Source organism: Streptomyces sp. DvalAA-43 (assembly GCF_900091725.1).
In the GTDB taxonomy this organism is placed as follows: Bacteria; Actinomycetota; Actinomycetes; order Streptomycetales; family Streptomycetaceae; genus Streptomyces; species Streptomyces pulveraceus.
Genome location: NZ_FMBW01000073.1, coordinates 15,565 through 37,684 on the forward strand (window position 1 = coordinate 15,565; position 22,120 = coordinate 37,684).

Below are 22,120 nucleotides of genomic sequence, written 5' to 3' on the forward strand. Positions count from 1 at the left end.
GGCCCTCATTGGTTCAGACCTCTGATGCCTTACTGCTGAGGCGCTGGCGGCGGCTGCTGAGGCCATCCCGCGGGCGGTACGGGCCCCTGGAGCTCGGGCGGAACCGGCTGACCCGGCTGCCCAGGCTGACCGGGCAGGGCCGGCTGCTGCTGGTGGGGCGGGAGCGGGCCCGCCGGGGCCGCGGCGGACGGGGCCTGCGGAGGCAACGGCTGCTGCCAGCCGTGCTGTTGCACTCCGGGTCCGGGCTGCGGCGGGTACGGCTGCGCGGGCGGCTGGCCGCCGTACGGCTGCTGCTGCGGGAACGGCTGCTGCGGGGGGTACTGCTGCTGTTGGCCGGGCATCGGCGGGGCGTACTGCGGCGGCGGGTTGGAGCCGTGCGAGGTCCACAGGCCCTGCTGCTGCTGGGCGCGGGAGAAGTCCTCGGCGACCATCGCGGAGAGGTTGAAGTACGCCTCGCGGGTCTTGGGTCGCATCATGTCGAGGTCGACCTCGGCACCGGCCGACAGGTGCTCGTCGAACGGCACGACCACCACGCCCCGGCAGCGCGTCTCGAAATGCTGCACGATGTCGTCGACCTTGATCATCTTGCCGGTCTCGCGGACCCCCGAGATGACGGTGATGGAGCGCTGCACGAGCTCCGCGTAGCCGTGCGCGGACAGCCAGTCCAGCGTGGTGGACGCGCTGGACGCACCGTCCACCGACGGCGTCGAGATGATGATCAGCTGGTCCGCGAGGTCCAGCACCCCGCGCATCGCGCTGTAGAGCAGACCGGTGCCCGAGTCGGTGAGGATGATCGGGTACTGCTTGCCCAGCACGTCGATCGCGCGCCGGTAGTCCTCGTCGTTGAACGTCGTGGAGACCGCCGGGTCCACGTCGTTGGCGATGATCTCCAGCCCGGAGGGCGCCTGCGAGGTGAACCGGCGGATGTCCATGTACGAGTTGAGGTACGGGATCGCCTGGACCAGGTCACGGATGGTGGCGCCGGTCTCGCGGCGCACCCGGCGGCCGAGCGTGCCCGCGTCCGGGTTGGCGTCGATGGCGAGGATCTTGTCCTGCCGCTCGGTGGCCAGGGTCGCGCCCAGCGCGGTGGTCGTCGTGGTCTTGCCGACGCCGCCCTTGAGGCTGATCACCGCGATCCGGTAGCAGGACAGCACCGGCGTACGGATCAGCTCCAGCTTGCGCTGGCGCTCGGCCTCCTCCTTCTTGCCGCCCAGCTTGAAGCGGGACGCGCCGGAGGGGTTGCGGCTGCTCTTCGCCTTCTGCTTGCCCCGGACCAGCCGGTCGGAGGAGAGCTCCACGGCCGCCGTGTACCCGAGCGGGGCGCCGGGTACGGAGCGCTCGCGCTGGTCGTGGGTGACCGGGGTCGGCCAGGCGCCCCCGGTGCGCGGGTCGACGGGGGCTCCCGGCTGCGGCTGCCCCGGAGGCTGCGGTGGCTGGTGCTGGTGGGGAGGCTGGGGCTGGGCGGGCTGCTGCGCTGCCTGCGCGGGCAGCTGGGGCGCGGCCTGAGCAGGGGGCTGGGGTGCCTGCGGTGCCTGAGGGCCGTGGGGGACCTGCGGCGGCAGCGGGGCGCCCTGCTGCGCGGGCCATTGCGACTGCTGGGGCGCCTGGGCCTGCGGGGGTGCGTGCGGAGGCTGGGGTGCGTGCGACGGCTGAGGCTGCTGCGGTGGCTGAGGCTGCTGTGGGAATCCGTAACCGCCCTGTCCCGGTGCCTGCTGCGCCGGGGGAGCAGGCTGCTGCGGGAATCCGTAACCGCCCTGAGGCTGCTGGGGCGGCTGGGGTGCCCCGGCCTGCGGGAAGCCGTAGCCGCCGGGCGCCTGGCCGGCCGGGCCTGGTGCGGGCCACTGCGGAGCCGGCTGGGGCGCGGTGGGCTGCGGCGCGGCGGGCTGGAAGGCGGGCGGAAGCGGCGGCAGGCCACCGCCCTGCGGCGCCGCCGGGGCCCAGGGGTTCGGTGTGGCGGGCGCCGGGGTGTTCTGCGGCGCACCGGCGGGCGGCACGTCCTGGGGCGTCGCGTCCGTGGCGGCGTCGGCGGGGGCGGAGTCCTGCGGACCGTCGGCAGCGCCGTCCGGGCCGTCCGTCCGGCTTCCGGCGGCTGAATCCGCGGCGGTGGCGCCGTCGGACCCCCCGGTGGACGCGTCCGGTGTCCGCGCGGAGTCGGAACCGGGCGCCTCGCCCGCCCCCGTGCCGCCAGCACCGGCAGCAGCGGAGCCCGAGCCCGAGTCCGGACCGGAGCCGCTCCCGGAGGTGTCCGCCGCACCTCCCTCGATCTCCGCGATCTGCCGCTTCAGCGCGGCCGGAGAGAACCGCATGGTCGTGCCGCTCTCCACGTCACCGCTCCCGAACGGGTCCGACGCACCGCCGGAATCCCCCGTACCCGGCGCGGGAGAAGGCGCGGTGTCACCCGTCGCGGAGTCACCCGCGGCGGACTGGGCGGGAACCGGTGCGGGCGCGGACGGTGCGGGCGGTGCGGGGGTCCAGTCGGAGTCGAAGCCGCCCGCGCTCGGCGGCGGGGGCACGGAGAGCGGCGCCCCGGTGGGCGGCGGAGGCGGCGCGAGATGCGTTCCGGCACCGCCCGACGAGTCCCCCGGCGCGTTCTGCGTGTACCAGGCGGGCGGGGTGTAGTCGATGGTGAACTCACCCGTCATCTCGGCGGGCTCCGCGTCGGACGACTCGTCGACGGGCTTGTTCCAGCCCCCGCGGATCTCGTCCCGATCGCCGTTCACTTTGCCTCCTGGTGTGGTCGAGCACCCTTGTGCCGTGGTGGGTGGGGTCGACCGTTTCCGTCTGCCTGACCGCCCGGCTCTCCCCCTGGGACACGCATTGCCTGCCCGCAGGTTCTTCTGCCGCGCCCGGACCCACCCTAATCGTCATGGGGCTCCCTCCGGCAGGCCGTACGGCACCGCAAGAACTGTCCCGTGCATCACGTGGTGCGCTCAAGTACCCCGGGCGCCAACAGCACACAGAGCGAAGCGGTCAATTCGCTGCATATCCCGGCATGGCGAAGGGTGGCCGCCGATCCGGACAGCCACCCCGCACGTTGCCCTCGCCTACGTGAGGTCGAACTCACCGTCCCGTGCGCCCAGTACGAAGGCGCGCCACTCGGCCTCGGTGTACCGCAACACGGTCTCGGGGTCCAGCGACGAGCGCATGGCGACCGCGCCGCCCGGCAGATGTGCGATCTCGACCCGTTCCTCGACGTTCTCGGTCCCCGGTGCGCTCAGCCACTCCACATCCGAGATGTCGAGCGCGTAGAGCTCTTCCTTTTCCTGCTGGGTGCCCATGTCGGCGTCCCTTCGATCGAACCAAGTCGTTGCCCGGCCATCTTCCCCGGAAGCGGCAGGTCCGGGGGCATGAACGGGACAGTATTCAGCCCATCATCCGGTCCATCCGGATTCAGTCCATCCGGCGGGCGGCGCCCAGCAGCCCGGTCTCGATCTCCGTCGCACCGGTCATCACCCAGTGGCGCTCACGGCCCGCCACCCAGAGCGTGACCCCGTCCGCCAGCGTGGGCAGTGCCTCGCTCTCGGTCCGGGCGAGCCCCAGGATCCGGCCGACCTGGTCCGCCTCGGCGGGTGAGACCCGCTGCACGCCCACGAGCGTCGACGCCCGCATCAACCGGGGCGCCACGGGGCTCAGATAGGGCAGCAGCGTCAGCACCGACTGCCAGGGCGAGGACACCACCCGGCCACGGGGCGGGCGCATCCCGCAGTCCCGCACCACGACCACCGGGCTGCTCACGGCCGCACCGGTCGGCGGAACCCGCCCCACGTCGTGGAGCGAGACACACTCAAGACCCGCACCCGCGGCCTGGGCCAGAGTCGTCCACGCCTGGGTGCGCCCGGTCTCCACCGCCACCCGCGCGCCCGTGGCCGCCGCACGCAGCGCCAGTACCTGCGCGGTCCACAGACCGCCGATCAGCAGGACGTCGTACGGTGCCGGGCGGTGGAACCCGATCATCTGCGTACGCCCCTCGGCATCGGTACCGAGGATCACCCCGTCGTCCCCGACCGGCAACGACAGCGCGCCCAGATGCTCCGCGGCCAGTGTGTGTCCCGCGTGGCGAGGGCCGCGCAGGCCCCGCCCCGGGCGGATACGAACCGTCACTGTGCTCCTCCCAGCGGGAGCGTCGCCAGTACGCCCGGCAGCTGCTCGCGGTCCAGCCGCACCAGGCCGACTTCGGCGTGCCGTGCGGCCTGCTCCAATGTCCTTCGCACGCCGACCAGTTCGGTGTCCGAGCCACCCGTGATCCGGACGTGACCGGAGACGGAAACATCGCCCTGGCGCGAACCGCGGCGCACCGTCAGGCTGAAGGTCGTCGCATACGCGGGCACCGAGGTCAACAGCGCGACGAGGCGGGGAAGCGGGGTCGCCCCCCGGCCCAACTCGGGCCAGCGGTCCACCGCGTAGGCGGTGTGCCAGCGATCGTCGCACCGCCAGACCCTCGACGTCTCCGACGTCCGCCGCTGCGGAGGGACATCCGGGCGCCCGGCGCGGGCGGAGAGCATCGGATTGGCACACGCGGACGTCGCCAGGGCGGAGTGCAGCTCCTCCTGGTCCAGCACCACGGCCCGGAATCCGGCACCGGTGATCCGGCTCGCCACATGGTCAGCGACCCGGACCAGACAGCGCTGAGCACCGCCGACACCGCCCCCGCGCGCCTCGACCGCCTCCCGGCACAGTGCCGGATCCAGCTTCACCGCCACCCAGGTCATCCGGAGCGCGGGCGCCCCGGTCTGCTCCTGGAGGGGCGTGTAGGAGAGCCGTGCCGCCGACTGCTGCGGCAGATGCTGCGCCGGAGCGGGGCGCACCTGCTGCACGAGCTGCGCGGACTCCAGCACGATGTCGTCCACCGAGAGGGCGTCGCCCAGGAGGGACAGCGGAAGCGCCCGCGCCCCCTGCGCCTGGCGGAGGGATTCACCACTGGCCTCGACCCGTACGACCGCGGTCAGGAACGTGCCGTCCCCTACCATGCCCACCGTGCGACGATTCCGGTCGACATAGATGTACGGGGCGAAGCCCGGCACACTCTCGGCCACCGGCGCCAGCTGAGGCTCGGCGTCCACGGGGGGCGCCGCGGCCGTGCGCCTGCGGTCGCGGACGGAGAGCGCCGTCGACAGCCAGTCCTGCACGGTGCGGCCCCGGCGACGTACCACCGCGAGAGCCACCAGCAGGCAGGCGATCGCGATCGCGGGCACCGGCCAGGTACCGCCGAGCGCGGCACCCACCGCGGCGACCGCCAGGGCCGCCTCGACGAACACCATCTGTCGCAGTACGGGACCGAGGCCACCGGTCCGCGAGAGCGACCGCAGAGTCGTCGCCGCGGGGGCGTTCACCGACGGGGCGGGAGCTGGGCCGGCCGGTTCGTTGCCACGTTGCCGTCGGGAATTTCCGGATGTTCGATGGGTAGCCGGCCCCGTGCGTTCGCGCGTCGCTGAGCCCATCGCCGCGTTGCCCCCTCGTATGCGTATGTGCTGTTTTCCCACGGGTGTCGACCGGGCGATCACCCTACCTGAGCAGTGCCCGCCAAGCCCCAACGGGCATAGTAGGGGGCCCAGTCGGCGGCAGTGGCCCACGGTGTGTGTGGGAGCCTGGTCGCCCACGGGGGAAAAGGGGCAGTCGACAGATGGCATCACGGCGGGACGAACTCAACGCCTACACCTTCGCGAAGCGGAGATTGATCGCGCAGTTCCTGCAACCCGGCCCGACCGGCTCCGAGGAGGGCGCGCCGCGCCCCCTGCGCGCGGTGGTGCCCGGGGCGGTCGTCGGTGCCGTCGTCCTCGCGGCGTTCGGAGCCTGGGGGATGTTCAAACCCGTGGCACCCGAGAAATGGGACACCCCCTACGAGAACGTCATCATCGCCAGCAAATCCACCACGCGCTATGTGGTGTTGACGACCGACGGCAAGACGCAGCTCCACCCGGTGCTGAACATGTCGTCCGCCAAGCTCCTCCTCGCCCCGGACAAGGGCAAGGTCATCAACGTCGACGAATCGGTCCTCGACAACGGCACGATCCCGCACGGCGCCACGCTCGGCATCCCCTACGCCCCCGACCGGCTGCCGGACCAGAACGAGGCCGGCTCGAAGAAGCGGTGGGCCGTCTGCGAACGGCCGGGCGAGGGCGGCAGGGCCATCCAGAAGGCGTCGTTCGTCTTCGCGGAGCGCGACCAGAAGCGGACCGAGGGCGCGGGCCGGCTGCACGGTGGTGAGGTGATGTACGTCGAAGGGCCGGGACCGGACCGGGCCCGCTACCTCGTGGACGCCGAAGGGAAGGCGTACCGGGTGAAGCGGGACGAACTGCTGCTGCGCACCCTGTTCGGCGAACGCCGGACCCCCCAACGGGTCTCCGCCGCCTGGCTGGACACCCTGCACCAGGGGGATCCGATCGACTTCCCGGACATCCGCGACACTCCCGGCACCGACGCGGGCATCCCGGGGAAGCTGCCGCCCGAGGCGAACAAGGTGGGCATGGTCCTCGCGGCGACGTCCGGCACCAGGACGCAGAAGTACGTGGTCCTGCCCGGCCGGGTCGCCCCCGTATCGGACTTCGTCGCGAAGCTCCTGCTCAGCAGGCGGGACCTGGTCCCCCTCGGCCAGGACGGCAGGGAAAGGCATGTCAGCGCCGGAGCGTTCGAGCCCGGCGAGGCCTTCGGGCAGCGCATGGACTGGCCCACGAGCCAGGCGAAACAGGTCAACTCCGCGCGGACCGCGCCCGGCAGCCACAACACCGTGTGCAACGTCCTGCGCGGTGTCGCCACGAAGAACGGTGCCACCACACTCAGCACCTGGGTGGGCACGAGCTTCCCCGCGACGCTCCCCACCGGCTCCAGCAGCGCCTACGTCACCCCCGGATCCGGGCAGCTCTTCCGGCAGTTCAAGGGGTCCAGCGCCGACTCCGGACCGCTCTTCCTGGTCACCGACACCGGTCTGCGCTATGCCATGCAGTCCAACGGCGACAGCGTGGGGGACGACTCCGGCATCGGCGAATCAGGAACGAAGCAGGAAAGGGCGGAGCGGCAGCAGGAGGCACAACAGGCCCAGAACCGGCTGGGATACAAGGACATCGTGCCCGCCCCCGTCCCCGCCGCATGGTCCTCCTTCCTGCCCACAGGGCCACGCCTGTCGACCGGCGCGGCACGCCAGCCGCAGGGTTCCTGAGGGAGCTCATCCACATGACGACGCACTCCTCTCCGTACCGGCGCCCGCTGACGGCCGCAGCCGCCACCGCCGTCCTCCTCGTCACACTGCCGGTACTGCCCGCGGCGGCGGACGACTCCACCCAGTGCACCTTCCCCTCGGCGAAGTACGCGGGCCGCCCCTGGTCGTTGCAGCGTGTCCTGATGGACGAGCTGTGGAAGCAGTCCACGGGCAAGGGGGTGCGGGTGGCCGTCATCGACACGGGCGTGGACATCAGGAACCCCCAGCTCAAGGGGGCTGTCGACACCAGGAGCGGCCGCAACTTCCTTGACAAGAACCTCACGGACGACAACGGCGGCAGGATCGAGCGCGGCAAGGAGAACGGCACCACCGACAGGGTCGGTCACGGCACCAAGGTCGCCGGAATCATCGCCGCACGAGAGATCAAGGGCACCGGCTTCACCGGCCTGGCCCCGGACGCGACGATCATCCCGATCCAGCAGAACGACGCGGAGGGCCATGGAACGGCCAAATCGCTGGCCACCGCCATCCGCTACGCAACGAACGACGCCCACGCGGACATCATCAACATCTCCCAGGACACGGCCAAGGCGGTGCGGCCCGAGAGCGTTCTGAAAGAGGCGGTGGACGCCGCCCTGGCCAGAGAGATCGTGATCGTCGCGTCCGCCGGCAACGACGGGCTCGGCGGCAACGTCAAGAAGACCTACCCGGCCTCGTTCGACGGTGTCCTGGCCGTGGCCGCGTCGGACCGCAACAACGAGCGGGCGGCCTTCTCCCAGTCCGGCTCGTTCGTGGGCGTGGCCGCCCCCGGCGTGGACATGATCTCGACGGTCCCCGGCGGCGGACACTGCGCCGACAACGGCACCAGCTTCTCGGCCCCGTACGTCGCGGGCGTCGCCGCGCTCATCAAGGCCAAGCACAAGGACTGGACACGGCGACAGATCGTCGCCCAGATCCAGCAGACGGCGGAACGCTCGATCGCGGGCCACGACAGCCGGGTGGGCTGGGGCGTGGTCGACCCGGTACGTGCCCTGACGGAGGACGACAAGCCCATCGAACGCCCGGTGGCGCACGAAGGCATGAGCAGGGGCGAGGCACCGACACCGGCCGAACTCCATCTGGGTGAAACGGCCGAGGAGCGCAACGCACGCCTGGCGACCTACGTGATGGTGGGCGGGGCCGTGCTGGTCGCCGCGATAGCGGGCGTGGCCGTGGCCGTGCGCGATGCACGACGACGGTCCGGGAACCTGGGGCGAGCGGGCCGTGCCTGAGGCCTTGAGGCCGCCGTCAACCAGGAAACGAACCGTGGAAGTGACGTGGCGGATAAGCAGGTTGGTCCTGTCGTAGCCAGTGGCTAGAGTCTGCGGCACGGGGTCGGACATGTTCACGGTGATGCGAAAGCAACGAGTGACGGTCTGAGCAAACGGGGAAACGGGGAAGGGCAGGATCGTGACCGATCCGGGCGGTGGGGGAGGCCGGGGCGATCTCCGGCGTGGCGTCGGTGCGCTGGAGAGGTTCAGGGGGCGCGTGGACACGCTCCTCGCGGAGCTGGAGGGCTCGGCGGCCGGCAAGTCGGAGATCGCGGCACAGACGGTGTCACGCGCTGCCCTGAGTGGCCAGAACGCGTGCTTTGCTGAGGCAGATGGGCTGTACGCGCAGTACAACCGCGTCCACGAGTCGCTCGTCGCGCTCTCCAAGTCCCTCGGCGACCAGATCGAGTACCTGAGCCTCGGCGTGCACGCGGCGGCCGTCGGCTTCGACAACGTGGACGACGACGTCCGGCGGCGCTTCTACGAGATCCAGGCGCGCCTGGACAAGGAGCACGAGAAGGCACGGGGCGAGAAGGACGGCCGGTCCGAGCCCCGGAACGACGAGAAGCAGAGCGACTCGGGGTGGGCAGCCGAATGAGCGAAGCGAAGAATCCGGAACTCTCTCCCAAGGAACAGCGGGCGCAGGACCAGCAGAACGTCCAGTCCCAGCTGATCGCCACCGACGTCAACCGGCAGGTCCAGAACGTCATGGACTCCTTCGGCTCCGGACGTCCGGGATCTTCGGGGCGGACGTCGTTCGAGGGCCACGAGCTCAACGCGATGATCGACCTGATCGAGAACTCCAACCCGGAGCACCTCGAGAACGCGGGTGCGGCACTCCTGAAGGCCAGGACGGCCATCAAGGACGCCGCAAAGGAGTTGGGCGATTTCATCAAGGCAGTCGACTGGGAGGGCGAGTCCGGAACCGCCTTCCGCGACTGGGGCAACGGCCTGGTCGCCCACGCCACGAAGCTGGGCGATTTCGCGGAGGCGGCCGGGACACAGATCACGGTCGCGGGCACCGGTCTCGCGTCGGTGCGCAATTCCCTGCCGCCGCGCGACAGCCGCCTGGTCCGCAAGTCCGTCGACGACATCGAGACACCGAAGCGGATCGGTGGCAACCCGGAGTACGTCGCGGCGGTGAAGGTCGAGAAGGACCGTCAGGAGGCCATCAACCAGGCGAACCGGCTGGCGTCGTACTACGCGGTCTCGGAGGAGACGCTGGCGGCACAGGAGCCGCCGCGGTTCGACAAGCAGCTTGGTATTGCGATGCCGCGGCCGCACAGTTTGAGAGTGGGTGACAAACCCGGTGACTCTTCCGTCGGCTCCGAGACACTGAACAACGGCATGACACAGGGGAGCTCGGACGGCGCTGCCGCAACTGGTGCAGGCACCCCTGGCACCAGGGGCGTCGACGGCAGAGCTGCGATCGAGGCGCTCGGAACCGCACCCGTGCCGGACAAGACCATCTCGACAGAGATCGACAGCGTGACCGTGCCACGGGCGCCCGTGACAGTGCCCGACTCGTCCCCCGTCCCGCCGACCACAGGTCCTACGGGCCCGAGCACAGGCCCGACTCCGCCCGTGGCGCACGACTTCGTGAAACCTGTGGCAGACAGCTTGCGGCGGTCCACGACATCAACCGGGCTGCCCAGAGCCATTGGGCAGCCTGGGAAGAACGGCCCTATGAACAGTGGGCCTGTGGCCAATGGACGCACCAGAGCTCTGGTCGGACGTCCACCCGTGCTGGGAGGTGGCCCGAGCCAGGGCACGTCGGGGCGCCCCGATGGGGGCGGAAACCAGTCACCTGTTGTCGGTCGGCCCGGTGTGACCGGGGGCAGGCCCGTGCAAGGAGGCCAAGCAGGTACGCCCAGGCCTCCTGGTCCACCTGCTGGCCGGGCAAACGGCATCGTGGGCGGGACCCCGCAGCGCGCGGTTCCGGGCACGGGTACGCCTGTGGGGGCCCGTGGTGTTCCGCGCGGCGGAGTGATCGGAGCCGGAGGAACGAACACCGGGCCCCGGGCCGGCGGGCGGGGCACTCCCGGTTCGAACGGAGTCGTGGGTACGCCGCGCCGTGGTGCTGCCGGATCCGGCAGCACCAGGGGATTCACCGCTGGGGGCGCAGGCCTTGCACGCGGGCCCGCAGGCCGACGGGATTCCGACGACGAGGAGCAGAACGATGGCACGCCGCGTCCGGACTACCTGAGGGAAGACAGAGAGACGTGGGAGGCCGGACGGCGTGGAGCCGTACCGCCGGTGATCGACTAGGTACAGGGAAGGTTCGGAAGTCAGGATGACAGCAGGAATGTGCCAGCCCCGGAAGTGCCGCATGCCTCTCGGATTTCGAGGACGCTCGCTCGGCGCGGTGGCTGTGGCTGCTGCCTTGAGTGTGGGATTCGCAGGTGCTGCCTCCTCCGCGCTTGCTGCGGATGTGCAGTCGAAGCAGTGGTACCTGAACGCCATGCAGGCTGAGGAGATGTGGAAGGTCACCACGGGCGAAGGCATCAAGGTTGCTGTCATCGACTCCGGTGTCAACCCATCGACGCCGTCCCTGAAGGGGCAGGTCCTGAAAGGGTTTGACGCCACAGGGGCCGCCGGTGACGAGCACAACGATTACCGCGGACACGGCACAACCATGGCTGAGTTGATTGCCGGAACAGGTAAGGGCGGAGGCCTGCGAGGCCTTGCTCCGGGTGCGAAGATCATCCCGATGCGGATCACCGATACGGAGTTTCAGAACCAGCATTCAGTGAATGCGTATGACGCCGAGGACGCTATCCGCGCTGCGGCGGACAGTGACGCAAAAATCATCAGCATGTCGGTTGGCAGTGAGTCTCCCACGCAAAGAGAACGAGACGCTGTTCAGTACGCACAAGACAAGGGGAAGCTGTTCTTTGCGTCGGTCGGCAATGGGGCACGGAATGGAAACAAAGAAGAGTATCCGGCAGCATATCCGCAAGTCGTCGGAGTAGCCGCAGCAGATCGCAACGGTAAGGTTGGTGCATACTCCCAATACGGTCAGGCTGCCGAAATCGCTGCTCCTGGTAGTGACATTCCGTACTGGTGTGACGAAACCTTCCAGACGTATTGCGATGGAAACGGTACCAGTCAAGCGACAGCCATCGCCTCCGCTTCCGCAGCCCTGGTGTGGTCCGCCCACCCGGACTGGACCGCGAACCAGGTACTCAACGTTCTCTTCGACACGGCGAGCCGTGACTGGGAGAAGGGCACGCTCAGCAAGTACCTCGGCCACGGCCTGATCCGCCCCTCCATGAACATCCTCAAGGGCAAGGGGAACCCCGGCGCTCCGGACATCAGCCCCCTCACCAAGGAGAAGACGCCCGGCTCTTCGCCCTCCTCTGCCTCCGCTTCGTCACAGCCCGAGAAGAAGGAAGGGGCTGGTGACACCGCCATGGCAGGCTCCGGCAAGGAGAAGAGCGACGGTGGTTCGCTCGGCCTGATCCTTGGCGGAGCGGCGGTGGTCGTCGTACTCGGCGGCGGGGCTTTCGCCGTCGCCCGCAAGCGACGAACCGCCTGACCGACCACAGGTTCTTCGCTCGTATCCACCGGCGAGTGAAGCCGGACCGAACACACGCACCAGAAAGGAAGCCACAACCATGGCTGATCAGAAGCTCTCAGATGCCGCACTCCTCAAGCTGGAGGGTGAGCTCTCCACACGGTTCGACTCCGTGAAGGGCCAGTTGAAGACGCTACAGGCGACGATCGACAGCCTGGAAGGTGCCTGGAAGGGCATCGGTGCCGGCGCCTTCAACACGAAGCAGGAGCAGATCAACCGGAGGATGGTGAGCATCGCCCATCGGCTCCTCAATTTCCAGGAGGCCATCAAGGCGGCGCGAACCATTACCGGCAACACCGAAGACGAGATCAAGCAGGCACTCCAGGGCATCGACGTCGTCGACGGCTACTCCGGTGACGCGGCCGCAGAGGCCAGGATGTCGAACCTCAACAAGTTCTGACCTCGCCACGCCCGTACCACGTACCAGGCATTCAACCCACACCTAGACAACGCAGGAGGACCGCATGCCGAACAACAACGACGGCACGATGGTTGTCACTTACTCAAGCCTGGAACTCGCAGCCAGTGCCATCGACCGGCAGAGCAAGCAGCTCCAAGAGGACCTCGCGTCCATCAAGCGGATGATCGCCAACGTGTCCGAACTCTGGGTGGGCGAAGCCAAGAGCGCCTACGACAGTGCTCAGCAGGGCTGGAACGATGACGCCACGGCGATTCACTCCGCGCTGAGCGAGATCTCCCGCAAGGTGCGGGACGCCGGTGCTGCGTACCACGCCGGAGACAAGCGGGCGAGGGCCCACTTCGAGTAGAACTCGGCAGGGCACGGACCAGGGTGGGCACGCACGGGAGGTGCCCACCCTGAGCTGTATGCCGTACCCCGAGCCGATCAGGTCCGGCCGTAACCTGACCGGACCTGACTTGATCGCCTCGACCGCTGCGACGATCAGAACCGCTGGATCTTTTCGCCGTCCGGCACCTGGTAGCAGCCGGAGACGACCATCAGACTCAGCTTCGGCGGGTCGTTCTTGGCCATCTGAACTACTTTGACGCTGTATTTCTTCTTGTCGTTGTCTGCCGTGAGGTTGATGTTCTTGTTCTTGCTGGTGTCCGGCCCGTAATCGACGACTTTCCAGCCCTGCTTGGGCAGCTCCGCCTTAAGCCGCTTCATCGCCTCGTCGAGATCGTTCGCCGACGCTGGATAGAAGCTCCAGGGGTGAAAGATCTGGAAGTACTTCTCTTGGTCCCTGCCCGAGCATTCCGTCACTCCCGGACGGCTGTCGGACGCCTTCCCCTTGATACCGATCAGGTCGTACAGCCCACTGGAAACCTGTTCCATCTTGTCGGCGGCGGCGAGCGAGGTACTTGTGCCCGCGAGCGGGATGTCATCGGAATTACTGCTGTCAGCCATGCTGCATCCAGTGAGGGTCGCGAGGGTGAGGGACAGGAGGAGCGCCGGGGCGCTCAGTTTGCTGTTCAAATTGAGGGCCTTGATGCGTCGGACCGGCGTGGGACCGGTTATGTCGTCGGGGTTTCGAGAGGATACGTCCGCAGGCACCGACATCTTTACTTCACGTGCGCCCAGTAGTTCGGCGGCGGCTTCAACTTCACTTCGTCACTGTTGCCTGCCACGACCTGGCCCTGGTTCCACAAGCTGTCGGTACCTTCCTTCCAGTAGTCGCTGTGGCCCTCGGTGTCTGTAGTCATCTGGTTGGCGCCGAAGCGTTCGTCGCTGGGGATGGTCCAGGGGCCGTCCCAGTCGGTTCCGCCGTGTCCATAGCGACCGATGTCGGGGACGGGATCCCCGTCGGCCTCCTGGTTCCAGACATGCCCCGTGGGCACATCCAGCTGCTCGGCCTTAGACACCTGAACACCAGGGCTGCCTGCAAGGATTACGTCGTCCGCGTTCAGGTCACCCTGCCGGGCCGCAGAACCGATGAGGGTCGTTCCGTACGAGTGGCCGATCGCGGTTCGGTGCGGGTCCGAGTCGCCAGTGTGCGACGCGTCGAGCCCGTCCAGGAACTGATTGAAGGCCGGCGCGCCGTCATTCGCGTAATGGCTGAACGGCGAGTCCTTGACGATGTTCTGCGGTGCGTCGTAGCCGAGCCAGGTGATCGTGGACACCGATTTCCCATCGGCTGAGTCATTGGCAACAGTCCAGACGTTGACCATCCGGTTGATATCACCGCCGATTCCACCCAGGTTCGACGTCGTACCCGGCACGTAAACCGCCTGGTGATCAGCCGTGTCCGGGTTTCCGTTGGCGACGATCGCCCGGCCGTTGCCTTCCGCGTCGAAGCCGAGCAGGTACGCCTCGGGCAGGTTCTTGATACCGGTTGAGTCGAAACGCTCCTGGATGCTCTGCATCCCGTTGAGGGACTTGTTGAGCTGTTCGTACCGATCGCCGTACTTGTTGTACCAGGCCATCCATTCGTCAGTGTGTACCTTGGACGGCATCTGACCTGCGGGGATCCACGTCCATTCGTTGGCCGGCGGTTTCGGGATCGAGTCCAGCTCCAATTGCAGCTCGCCCTGCTTCTCCGAGAGGACGACACGATTCGCCTCGTCCCGGACCGGAGAAGGCAGCCCGTCGAGTGCTCCCACGGTGTCGGGCCGGAGGGAGAGCCAGGCTGCCTGCTCCTCCGGGCTGAGCCCGTTCCACCACGATGCGTTGTCCTTCGGGCTGCCGTCCTTCGGAGGCTCCGGCAGCGAGGCGAGGTAGCTCTTGCCCGCCTCGCGGACGCCGCCCATGTCCGACTGCGCATCGGCCCAGTCACGCTTGGAGACCTTCAGATCGTCGTCGGCCTTCAGCGCGCGCAGCTTCGGTGCCCACTTCTCATCGACATCCGTGGCTTCCTTCAACGCATCGGCGACGCGGTTCGCATAGGCCATCGCCCTGCCGTAGTGGGGGTTCGGATGGATGTTCGCCGCCTGGCGCTCCAGCGCGTCGGAGGTCGGGCTGCCCCCGGTACTCCCTGTCACCGTGCCGCCCTCAGCGGTCTTCTCCTCGCCGGGCTTCTTGCCTGCGGGGTAGGTGACCGAGCCGTTCGCGTTCACTGTGCAGTGGTCCGCGCGAGCGTCCTCGATCGCCGCCTCCAGCCTCTGCTTGGCCGCCGCCATGTCGAAGGCGAAACCGTTGAGCGCGGTGCTCGCCAGACCGCATTCGGTCTGCGCGTAGTGGAAGTTCTTCGACAGCTCCTGGAGCTCTCGCGTGGCGGCGGCCGCCGCTTCGCCCTCGAGCTGGTTGCGTATCCCCGCGCAGATCTGGTTGTCGATGGTGTCCTTGGCCGCACTGGCCATGTCACCGGTCGCCCGATAGGCGTCCGCGGCGCCCTCGTACTCCGACGGCTTGAAGGCTCTCAGCGTCACGAGGTCCATGACCGTGAATCACTTCTCCTTCGCCTGGCCGCCGACGGCCTCGGTGTCCTCGTACTTCAGCTGCAACTTGTCCAGCTCTTCCCTGACTGTCTGGTCGGACTTCGAGAGATCGTGACCGGCCCCCACCAGAAGTCCGCCCAACCCGTCGCAGCGACTGCTGACATCGCCGACGTACCGTCTCCAGGAGTCGTACAGATCCTTCTGCGCCGCCGCACTCCGGCACCCGCCGGTGTCACCCAGCCCCGCCTGGCCCTCGGCCAGCTTCGTCAAAGCCTTGCCGACGCCGTCCATCAGGCCTTTCACGCCCTCGCCGGCCTTCAGCCATGCCTTCTTGTCCGACTTCAGATCGCCCGAGGCCGCGCCCGCCGGGCCGCCACCCCCTTGATCAGCCGGATACTGATTCAGCTGCATCCGTGCGGAACCACGAGCCGCCGCATCGGACTTGAGCTGCTCCCACTCATCCCACGCCATCCGTGAACCCTTCCCCGTTCATCCGGAACTGCCCGCCGGGCACACCATCAGCCCTGCCCCTACCCCTGCCCCTCCATGAGCCCCGACTGCACCAGCGGATTCCCTCGTCGCCGCGTGATGAAGACCCCGCGCCCCGGAGGCATCGGGCGCGGGCGTACGTTGCCGAGGACGTCGCCCTCGATGGGGTCGCCGGAGAGCATCAGGCCCTGTGCGCCCAGCTCCATGATCCGCTGCATGAACGGTTCGTACAGGGCCCGTCCGACCCCGGCCGTGCTGCGGGTGATGATGAACCGGACGCCGACGTCACGCGAGAACGGCAGCATCTCCGTGAGCTTGGACAGCGGGTTCCCGCTGGATGTGGAGACCAGGTCGTAGTCGTCGACGACCACGTACACCGTCGGGCCGCTCCACCAGCTGCGTTCGCGCAGCTCCCGGGCGGTGACGTCGGGCGACGGCGTACGGCGGTTCATCAGGTCGTACAGCGCGTCCACGTGGTGCTCCATGTTGTTGGACATGGGCACGTACTCCGCCAGGTGCGTCGCCGGGGTGACGTCGAGGAGCGTCCGCCGGTTGTCGATGACGAAGAACTTGCAGGTGTTCCCGTCATACCGCTCGGTCAACTGCTTGATGAGCAGGCGCAGCAGATTGGACTTGCCGGACTCGCTCTCGCCGAACACCAGGAAGAACGGGTCGCGCTCGAAGTCGAGGAAGACCGGCTCCAGGTTGTTCTCGTCGATGCCGAACGCGATGCCGCGCTCCGGATGCGCGTGGCCCGCGGGCAGTTCGTGCACCGGGAGCTCGCGGGGCAGCAGCCGTACCGCCGGTGCGGAAGCCGCGGTCCAGTGGCGGGCGACCTCCTGGTTCATGGCGGCCGTCGCCTCGGAGAGGTCGCTGTCGGAGTTGATGCCGTCGATCCGCGGCACCGCGGCCATGAAGTGCAGCTTCTCCGGTGTGAGGCCACGGCCGGGCACGCCGGGTGGCACATTGACCGCGGCCTTGCGGTCCAGTTCGGAGTCCATGACATCGCCGAGCCGCAGTTCGAGCCGGTTCATCAGATGGTCCTTGAGGTTGGCCCGGACCTCCATGGAACGCGACGCCGTGACGATCAGATGGATGCCGTAGCCGAGGCCGCGCGCCGCGATGTCCACGGCCGCCGATTCCAGGCCCTCGTAGTCCGTACGGAAGTTGCCCCAGCCGTCGATGACCAGGAAGACGTCGCCCCACGGCTGGTCCGCGGCCGAGATCTCGCCGCGCGCCCGCAGCCTGCGGAAGGTGGCGATGGAATCGATGCCCGCGCTGCGGAAGTACTCCTCGCGCCGCGCCATGATCCCGTACACCTCGGCGACCGTTCGCCGTACCCGTTCCGGGTCGAGCCGGGAGGCGATCCCGCCGACGTGCGGCAGACCGGAGACGGAAGCCATGCCGCCGCCACCGAAGTCGAGTCCGTAGAACTGGACCTCCTGGGGCGTGTGGGTCAGCGCGAAGCCCGCGATGAGTGTGCGCAGCAAGGTGGACTTGCCGGACTGCGGACCACCGGTGATCTGCATGTGGCCCGCGGCACCGGAGAAGTCCCGGTAGAGCGTGTCGCGTCGCTGCTCGTACGGCTTGTCGACCACGCCGAGCGGTACGACGAGGCGGCCCGAACCCTCGAACCCCGGCTGCGTCAGCCCGCGGCCCTCGACCGCGGAGAGCCCCGGCAGAAGCCCGTCCAGCGACGGCGGGTTGTCCAGCGGCGGGAGCCACACCTGATGCGCGGAGGCCCCCCGGCCCTCCAGCCTGCGCACGATGACGTCGAGCACCGTGTCCGCCAGCGCGTCGTCCTCGGCCGTACGCGGGTCGGGCACCGGGGCCCCGGTCCGCGTACTCGGCTCCACGTACCGCACCGGCACCGGAGCCGCCGTGAACAGCACCGGCCTGCGGTCCACCAGCAGCGGTCCGGCGGACACGGCCGGCTGGGCGCCCGAGCGGTAGACCCCGGAGACGTACGCGGCCTTGAAGCGCACCATCTCGTCCGTGCCGTACTTCAGATAGCCGGAACCGGGGATGTTGGGCAGGTGGTAGGCGTCGGGCACCCCCAGTGCGGCCCGGGACTCGCCCGCCGAGAAGGTGCGCAGGCCGATCCGGTACGACAGATAGGTCTCCAGACCGCGCAGCCGCCCCTCTTCGAGGCGCTGCGAGGCGAGCAGCAGATGGACGCCCAGCGAACGCCCGATGCGTCCGATCTGTACGAACATCTCGATGAAGTCGGGCTTGGCGGTCAGTAGTTCGCTGAACTCGTCGATGACCAGGACGAGCGAGGGGATGGGCTGCAACGGGGCGCCCGCGGCGCGCGCCTTCTCGTAGTCGTGGATGTTGGCGTAGTTGCCGGCATCGCGCAGCATCTCCTGGCGGCGGTTGAGTTCACCGCTGATGGAGTCACCCATCCGGTCCACCAGCGTCAGATCGTCCGCGAGGTTGGTGATCACCGCCGCGACGTGGGGCATCTGCGCCATACCGGCGAAGGTGGCACCGCCCTTGAAGTCCGCGAGGACGAAGTTGAGCGTCTCCGAGGTGTGGGTGACGGCCAGGCCGAGGACGAGCGTACGCAGCAGTTCGGACTTGCCGGAGCCGGTGGCGCCGACGCACAGACCGTGCGGCCCCATCCCTTCCTGCGCCGCCTCCTTGAGGTCCAGCATCACGGGGGCGCCGTCCTCACCGACGCCGATCGGGACACGCAGCCGCTCCGACTGGGAGCGGGCCCGCCAGGTCCTGCTGACATCGATCGAGGCCGCGTCGCCGAGGTTCAGCAGATCGGTGAATTCGAGGTTGGCGAGCAGCGGCTCGTCGTCGTCCCCGCCCGAGGACACATGCAGCGGGGCCAGCTGCCGGGCCAGTGCCTCGGCGGCCTCGGGGCCGAGCAGGTCGGGGAGGCCGTCGTAGACCAGCCCGTGCCCGGACTCCAGCTGCAACGCGTGCGGGTGCACCACGACGGACAGGCCGCCACGCGCCCCCATGACCTCGCCCGGTACGACCTCGACGACGGTCACGCCCTGAAGGCCCTCGGCCGTGGCGAGCGCCGACACCGGTGACACGGACCGGCCGTCGAGCACGACGACGACATGCGGCTGGTCCAGCAGCGGCTGGCCATCGGGCTGGAAGCGCGGCCGGCCTTCGAGCCGGCCCGCGAGCAGGTCCTCCAGCTCGCCGACGCTCGTGGTGATCAGACGGCGGACACCGGCACCGTCGACGGACCCCGGTACCTGGACGTGCGGAAGCCACTTCGCCCATTCCCAGAGCGGGGCCGCGTCCCGGTCCGTCGCGACGGCGATGACCAGGTCCTCGGGGGAGTGCAGCGAGGCCAGCGCACCGACCATGGCACGGGCCGTGGACCGCACGGACTCCGCCTCACCACTGACCGTCAGGTGGTAGAAGGCGCGCAGCGAGACGGCCATGGGCAGGCCGTCCAGTGTGCTGTGGGTCGTCAGGAACTGCTGCATCGCCCCCGCGGTCAGCGGCTCCAGCTCATCGACCGGTGCGGTCTCGGGCGCGACGAGCGGGGTGGCCAGCTCCTGACTGCCCAGCCCGATGCGCACCTGCGCGAAGTCGGCGTCACCGACGCGACGTTCCCAGACCCGGCTTCCCTCGGCGACGAGCGCCCACAACTGGTCCGGGGACGGGTGGAGATAGAACTGCGCGTCGCGCTGTTTGCGGGCCGTCCTCAGCACGGCGCGCCTGGTCTGCGTCAGATACTTCAGATAGTCACGCCGCATATCGGCGAGCTGCCCCTGGGTGCCCCGCCGGAAGCGGACCATCATCGCGACGGCCATGGCGACCGTCGACGCGATCATGATGATGCCCATGATCCGCATGATCGGGTTCGGGGTCATGAAGAAGAAGACGACGGAGCCACCCATGCCGAGCATCGGCAGCAACTGCATCATGACCCCCTCCTGCTGACCGCGAGGCAGCTCGGGGGGTGGTTGCAACTGCACCTGATCGTTCGGCACTTCGGAGGGCAGGGCCCGTGGTGGGCGCTTGACGACGATCTGGCTCACAGCTCACCAATTCCCTTGCCGGACAGAACTGTTCGTATCGACGCCCCCGTGGCGACGGGCTCCATCCGCGGGAGGATCCTACTGGCGGATGGCGGGACACCGAGAGCGGTAGGGTGTCGCGACGCGTGTAAGCATTTGCTAACTACCGCAAGGAAACGGTCATTCGGGGTACGAGCGCGGACCGCGACCCCGGGGCCCGTTCCGGGCGAACGACGAGGGGGAGCAGCGGGTGACTACGACCGCCCAAGCGGTGGCCACCGGACAAGGCAGGCAGGGACCCGGAGTTCCGGCAGGCAACGGAACCGGCTTCTGCCGGGTCACGGTCGTCGCGCCCGACAGCCGCGTCGATGTGGCGCTGCCCGAGGACATTCCCGTCGCCGACCTGTACCCGGAGATCCTCCGGCTGTCGGGACAGAACCCCGCCCAGGGCGCTCCGGTCGGCTACCACCTGGTACGTCGCGACGGCACCGTCCTCGACAGCGGGCGCACCCTGGCCGGCCAGCGCATCCTCGACGGCGAGCTGCTGTCCCTGCGCCCCTTCTCCGAGTCGCTGCCCCCCGCGGTCTTCGACGACGTCTCCGACGCGGTCGCCACCGCCGTCGCCAAGGACCGCAGCCTCTGGGGCGACAGCCTCATGCGCGGAGCCGGGCTCTTCGCCGGATCGCTCCTGCTGGTCCTGCTCGGCTTCGTGCTGTGGAACTCGGGGCCCCGGCACGACATGCACGGACTGCCGGGCGTCCTCGCCGCGATCGTCGCCGTACTCGCCCTGGCGCTCGCCTGTGTGCGTGCGCGGGTGTACGACGACCGGGGCTCGGCCACGGCCCTGGGGATCGGCGCGCTCGCGAACGCCGCGGTCTCCGGTGCGGGGCTGCTGTCGCTCGGCGAGGGGCAGGGCATCGGCAGACTCCAGTTCCTGCTCGCCTGCGCCGCGGTGCTGGTGGCGGCGGTGGTCCTCATGATCGCCGCCCCGGGCGGGGACGGTGTGTTCGTCGCGTTCGTGTTCGCCGCCGCCATCGGCCTGCTGGTGACCTTCGTCGCGATCATGACCGGCATGGCGCCCGTCGAGACCGCCGCGGTCTGCGCCCCGCTCTCCGTCGGGGTCCTCGCCTTCCTGCCCGGCCTCTCCGCCCGTTTCGCCCGCCTTCCCATCGGCTTCGAGCCGCCCCGTACCACCGCCGGTGACTACGGGACGTCCGAACCGGCGCCGCAGGGCCCGGTCGACGCCGACCGCATCGCCGCCCAGGCACGGCGCGGCCATGAACTGCTCCTCGGCCTGGTCGGAGGCTGCGCGCTGGTGACCGTGGGCGCCGCCGCCGTCCTGGGCTTCTCGGACAGCATCTGGGCCCAGCTGCTGGCGCTCGCCACCGGAGTCGCCATGGTGATGCGGTCCCACCTGTTCCGCTACACCGCCCAGGTCGGCTGTGTGCTGGCGGCGGGTCTCGGCGCGCTCGTGCTCCTGGGCCTCGGCCTGTCCCTCAACCCTCCGGTCGCCATGGTGCGCGAGGCCCTCGCGGGGGACAGCACCGCGCTCGACCTCCGTACGATCTGGCTCGCCGCGGCCGTCGCGGCCGCCGCCGCCCTGGTCACCGCCATCGGGCTGATCGTTCCGCGCAAGGGGGTCACCCCGTTCTGGGGGCGCTTCCTGGAGATCGCCGAAGCGTGTGTGCTCCTGACGCTGATCCCGCTCTGCCTCGCCGTTTTCGATCTCTACCACTCGATCCGCGCTCTCACCAGCTGACCCCGGGGCCACCCGTTCCTTCCGGGCTCAGCCGGGCTGGTACGCTGTGTGACGGCCGTTTGTGTACGCCCTTCCGGATCGTTCTGGAAGCTGCGCTCATCGGACCTTCGCCTCCGAGTCATGGAAGCCCCCCTGCGATCAAGACCAGGGGCACTCGTGGGCGCATCGAACATCAAGAGGAGTACGCGTGCCGCTCGACGCCGCTACGAAGAAGCAGATCATGTCCGAGTTCGCCCAGAAGGAGGGTGACACCGGATCCCCCGAGGTCCAGGTCGCCATGCTCTCCCGCCGGATCTCGGACCTGACGGAGCACCTGAAGGTCCACAAGCACGACCACCACTCCCGTCGTGGTCTGCTGATCCTGGTCGGCCAGCGTCGCCGCCTCCTTCAGTACCTGGCCAAGAAGGACATCCAGCGCTTCCGTGCCCTGGTCGACCGCCTCGGCATCCGCCGCGGTGCGGCCGGCGGCGCCAAGTAGTTCGCCGTGAAAGGGAGCGGTTCCCA

17 protein-coding genes are annotated in these 22,120 nt (G+C 69.1%); 9 read left to right on the forward strand and 8 right to left on the reverse strand.

Going from position 1 to position 22,120, the window contains the following annotated elements:
- Positions 1-29: 29 nt before the first annotated feature.
- The 4 genes from GA0115234_RS31110 to eccE form a co-directional block, all read right to left on the reverse strand.
- Positions 30-2,720, reverse strand: a complete 2,691-nt coding sequence (locus GA0115234_RS31110; RefSeq protein WP_093548396.1) for an SCO5717 family growth-regulating ATPase — start codon at positions 2,718-2,720, stop codon at positions 30-32.
- A gap of 324 nt (positions 2,721-3,044) precedes the next feature.
- Complete coding sequence (locus tag GA0115234_RS31115) at positions 3,045-3,278, reverse strand: DUF397 domain-containing protein (RefSeq protein WP_093548397.1); 234 nt, start codon at positions 3,276-3,278, stop codon at positions 3,045-3,047.
- A 112-nt stretch (positions 3,279-3,390) separates the two neighbouring features.
- The gene (locus GA0115234_RS31120) at positions 3,391-4,101 is read right to left on the reverse strand and encodes a hypothetical protein (RefSeq protein WP_093548399.1); all 711 of its coding nucleotides are present in this window, start codon (positions 4,099-4,101) and stop codon (positions 3,391-3,393) included.
- Positions 4,098-5,438 (reverse strand): type VII secretion protein EccE, encoded by a 1,341-nt coding sequence (gene eccE / locus GA0115234_RS31125; RefSeq protein WP_093548401.1) that lies wholly within the window; start codon positions 5,436-5,438, stop codon positions 4,098-4,100. Before eccE ends, GA0115234_RS31120 begins: the two co-directional genes overlap by 4 nt.
- A gap of 182 nt (positions 5,439-5,620) precedes the next feature.
- Here eccE and eccB point away from each other — a divergent pair, with 182 nt between their 5' ends.
- The 7 genes from eccB (at position 5,621) to GA0115234_RS31160 (ending at position 12,807) form a co-directional block, all read left to right on the forward strand.
- Complete coding sequence (gene eccB / locus GA0115234_RS31130) at positions 5,621-7,153, forward strand: type VII secretion protein EccB (RefSeq protein WP_093548403.1); 1,533 nt, start codon at positions 5,621-5,623, stop codon at positions 7,151-7,153.
- 14 nt (positions 7,154-7,167) lie between these two features.
- The gene (mycP, locus tag GA0115234_RS31135; protein WP_093548405.1) at positions 7,168-8,424 is read left to right on the forward strand and encodes a type VII secretion-associated serine protease mycosin; all 1,257 of its coding nucleotides are present in this window, start codon (positions 7,168-7,170) and stop codon (positions 8,422-8,424) included.
- 175 nt (positions 8,425-8,599) lie between these two features.
- Entirely contained in the window at positions 8,600-9,061 is a 462-nt protein-coding gene (locus GA0115234_RS31140) for a hypothetical protein (RefSeq protein WP_176729323.1), read from the forward strand.
- Entirely contained in the window at positions 9,058-10,731 is a 1,674-nt protein-coding gene (locus GA0115234_RS31145) for a hypothetical protein (RefSeq protein WP_093548409.1), read from the forward strand. Before GA0115234_RS31140 ends, GA0115234_RS31145 begins: the two co-directional genes overlap by 4 nt.
- Positions 10,732-10,756: 25 nt before the next feature.
- Positions 10,757-12,001: a S8 family serine peptidase gene (locus GA0115234_RS31150; protein ID WP_093548411.1), complete on the forward strand. Its 1,245-nt coding sequence runs from the start codon at positions 10,757-10,759 to the stop codon at positions 11,999-12,001.
- A gap of 79 nt (positions 12,002-12,080) precedes the next feature.
- A complete protein-coding gene (locus GA0115234_RS31155) occupies positions 12,081-12,440 on the forward strand; it encodes a WXG100 family type VII secretion target (protein WP_093548413.1) in 360 nt (119 codons plus the stop codon).
- A gap of 64 nt (positions 12,441-12,504) precedes the next feature.
- Positions 12,505-12,807: a WXG100 family type VII secretion target gene (locus GA0115234_RS31160; RefSeq protein ID WP_093548415.1), complete on the forward strand. Its 303-nt coding sequence runs from the start codon at positions 12,505-12,507 to the stop codon at positions 12,805-12,807.
- 134 nt (positions 12,808-12,941) lie between these two features.
- On the opposite strand, the gene GA0115234_RS31165 is transcribed toward GA0115234_RS31160, so the two are convergent.
- From GA0115234_RS31165 to eccCa, 4 genes are all read right to left on the reverse strand, one after another.
- Positions 12,942-13,406 (reverse strand): hypothetical protein, encoded by a 465-nt coding sequence (locus GA0115234_RS31165; protein ID WP_237541885.1) that lies wholly within the window; start codon positions 13,404-13,406, stop codon positions 12,942-12,944.
- 155 nt (positions 13,407-13,561) lie between these two features.
- Complete coding sequence (locus tag GA0115234_RS31170) at positions 13,562-15,373, reverse strand: alpha/beta hydrolase (RefSeq protein WP_093548417.1); 1,812 nt, start codon at positions 15,371-15,373, stop codon at positions 13,562-13,564.
- Positions 15,374-15,382: 9 nt separating this feature from the next.
- Positions 15,383-15,844, reverse strand: coding sequence for a hypothetical protein (locus GA0115234_RS31175; RefSeq protein ID WP_093548419.1), 462 nt, complete (start codon positions 15,842-15,844; stop codon positions 15,383-15,385).
- 59 nt (positions 15,845-15,903) lie between these two features.
- Complete coding sequence (eccCa, locus tag GA0115234_RS31180; RefSeq protein WP_093548421.1) at positions 15,904-19,878, reverse strand: type VII secretion protein EccCa; 3,975 nt, start codon at positions 19,876-19,878, stop codon at positions 15,904-15,906.
- 229 nt (positions 19,879-20,107) lie between these two features.
- Between eccCa and eccD the strand changes: the two genes are divergently transcribed.
- Together eccD and rpsO are read left to right on the forward strand one after the other, a co-directional pair.
- On the forward strand, positions 20,108-21,616 hold the full coding sequence (gene eccD, locus GA0115234_RS31185; RefSeq protein ID WP_093548423.1) for a type VII secretion integral membrane protein EccD: 1,509 nt from the start codon (positions 20,108-20,110) through the stop codon (positions 21,614-21,616).
- Positions 21,617-21,803: 187 nt separating this feature from the next.
- Complete coding sequence (gene rpsO, locus GA0115234_RS31190; protein ID WP_093548425.1) at positions 21,804-22,094, forward strand: 30S ribosomal protein S15; 291 nt, start codon at positions 21,804-21,806, stop codon at positions 22,092-22,094.
- Positions 22,095-22,120: the final 26 nt, after the last annotated feature.

Excerpts from the sequence above, each read along its gene's own strand:
- GA0115234_RS31170 (WP_093548417.1), bottom strand. The coding sequence starts at position 15,373 with ATGGACCTCGTGACGCTGAGAGCCTTCAAGCCGTCGGAGTACGAGGGC.
- mycP (WP_093548405.1), top strand. The coding sequence starts at position 7,168 with ATGACGACGCACTCCTCTCCGTACCGGCGCCCGCTGACGGCCGCAGCC.
- GA0115234_RS31175 (WP_093548419.1), bottom strand. The coding sequence starts at position 15,844 with ATGGCGTGGGATGAGTGGGAGCAGCTCAAGTCCGATGCGGCGGCTCGT.
- GA0115234_RS31145 (WP_093548409.1), top strand. The coding sequence starts at position 9,058 with ATGAGCGAAGCGAAGAATCCGGAACTCTCTCCCAAGGAACAGCGGGCG.
- GA0115234_RS31155 (WP_093548413.1), top strand. The coding sequence starts at position 12,081 with ATGGCTGATCAGAAGCTCTCAGATGCCGCACTCCTCAAGCTGGAGGGT.
- GA0115234_RS31160 (WP_093548415.1), top strand. The coding sequence starts at position 12,505 with ATGCCGAACAACAACGACGGCACGATGGTTGTCACTTACTCAAGCCTG.
- GA0115234_RS31165 (WP_237541885.1), bottom strand. The coding sequence starts at position 13,406 with ATGGCTGACAGCAGTAATTCCGATGACATCCCGCTCGCGGGCACAAGT.
- GA0115234_RS31150 (WP_093548411.1), top strand. The coding sequence starts at position 10,757 with ATGACAGCAGGAATGTGCCAGCCCCGGAAGTGCCGCATGCCTCTCGGA.
- eccB (WP_093548403.1), top strand. The coding sequence starts at position 5,621 with ATGGCATCACGGCGGGACGAACTCAACGCCTACACCTTCGCGAAGCGG.
- GA0115234_RS31115 (WP_093548397.1), bottom strand. The coding sequence starts at position 3,278 with ATGGGCACCCAGCAGGAAAAGGAAGAGCTCTACGCGCTCGACATCTCG.
- eccE (WP_093548401.1), bottom strand. The coding sequence starts at position 5,438 with ATGGGCTCAGCGACGCGCGAACGCACGGGGCCGGCTACCCATCGAACA.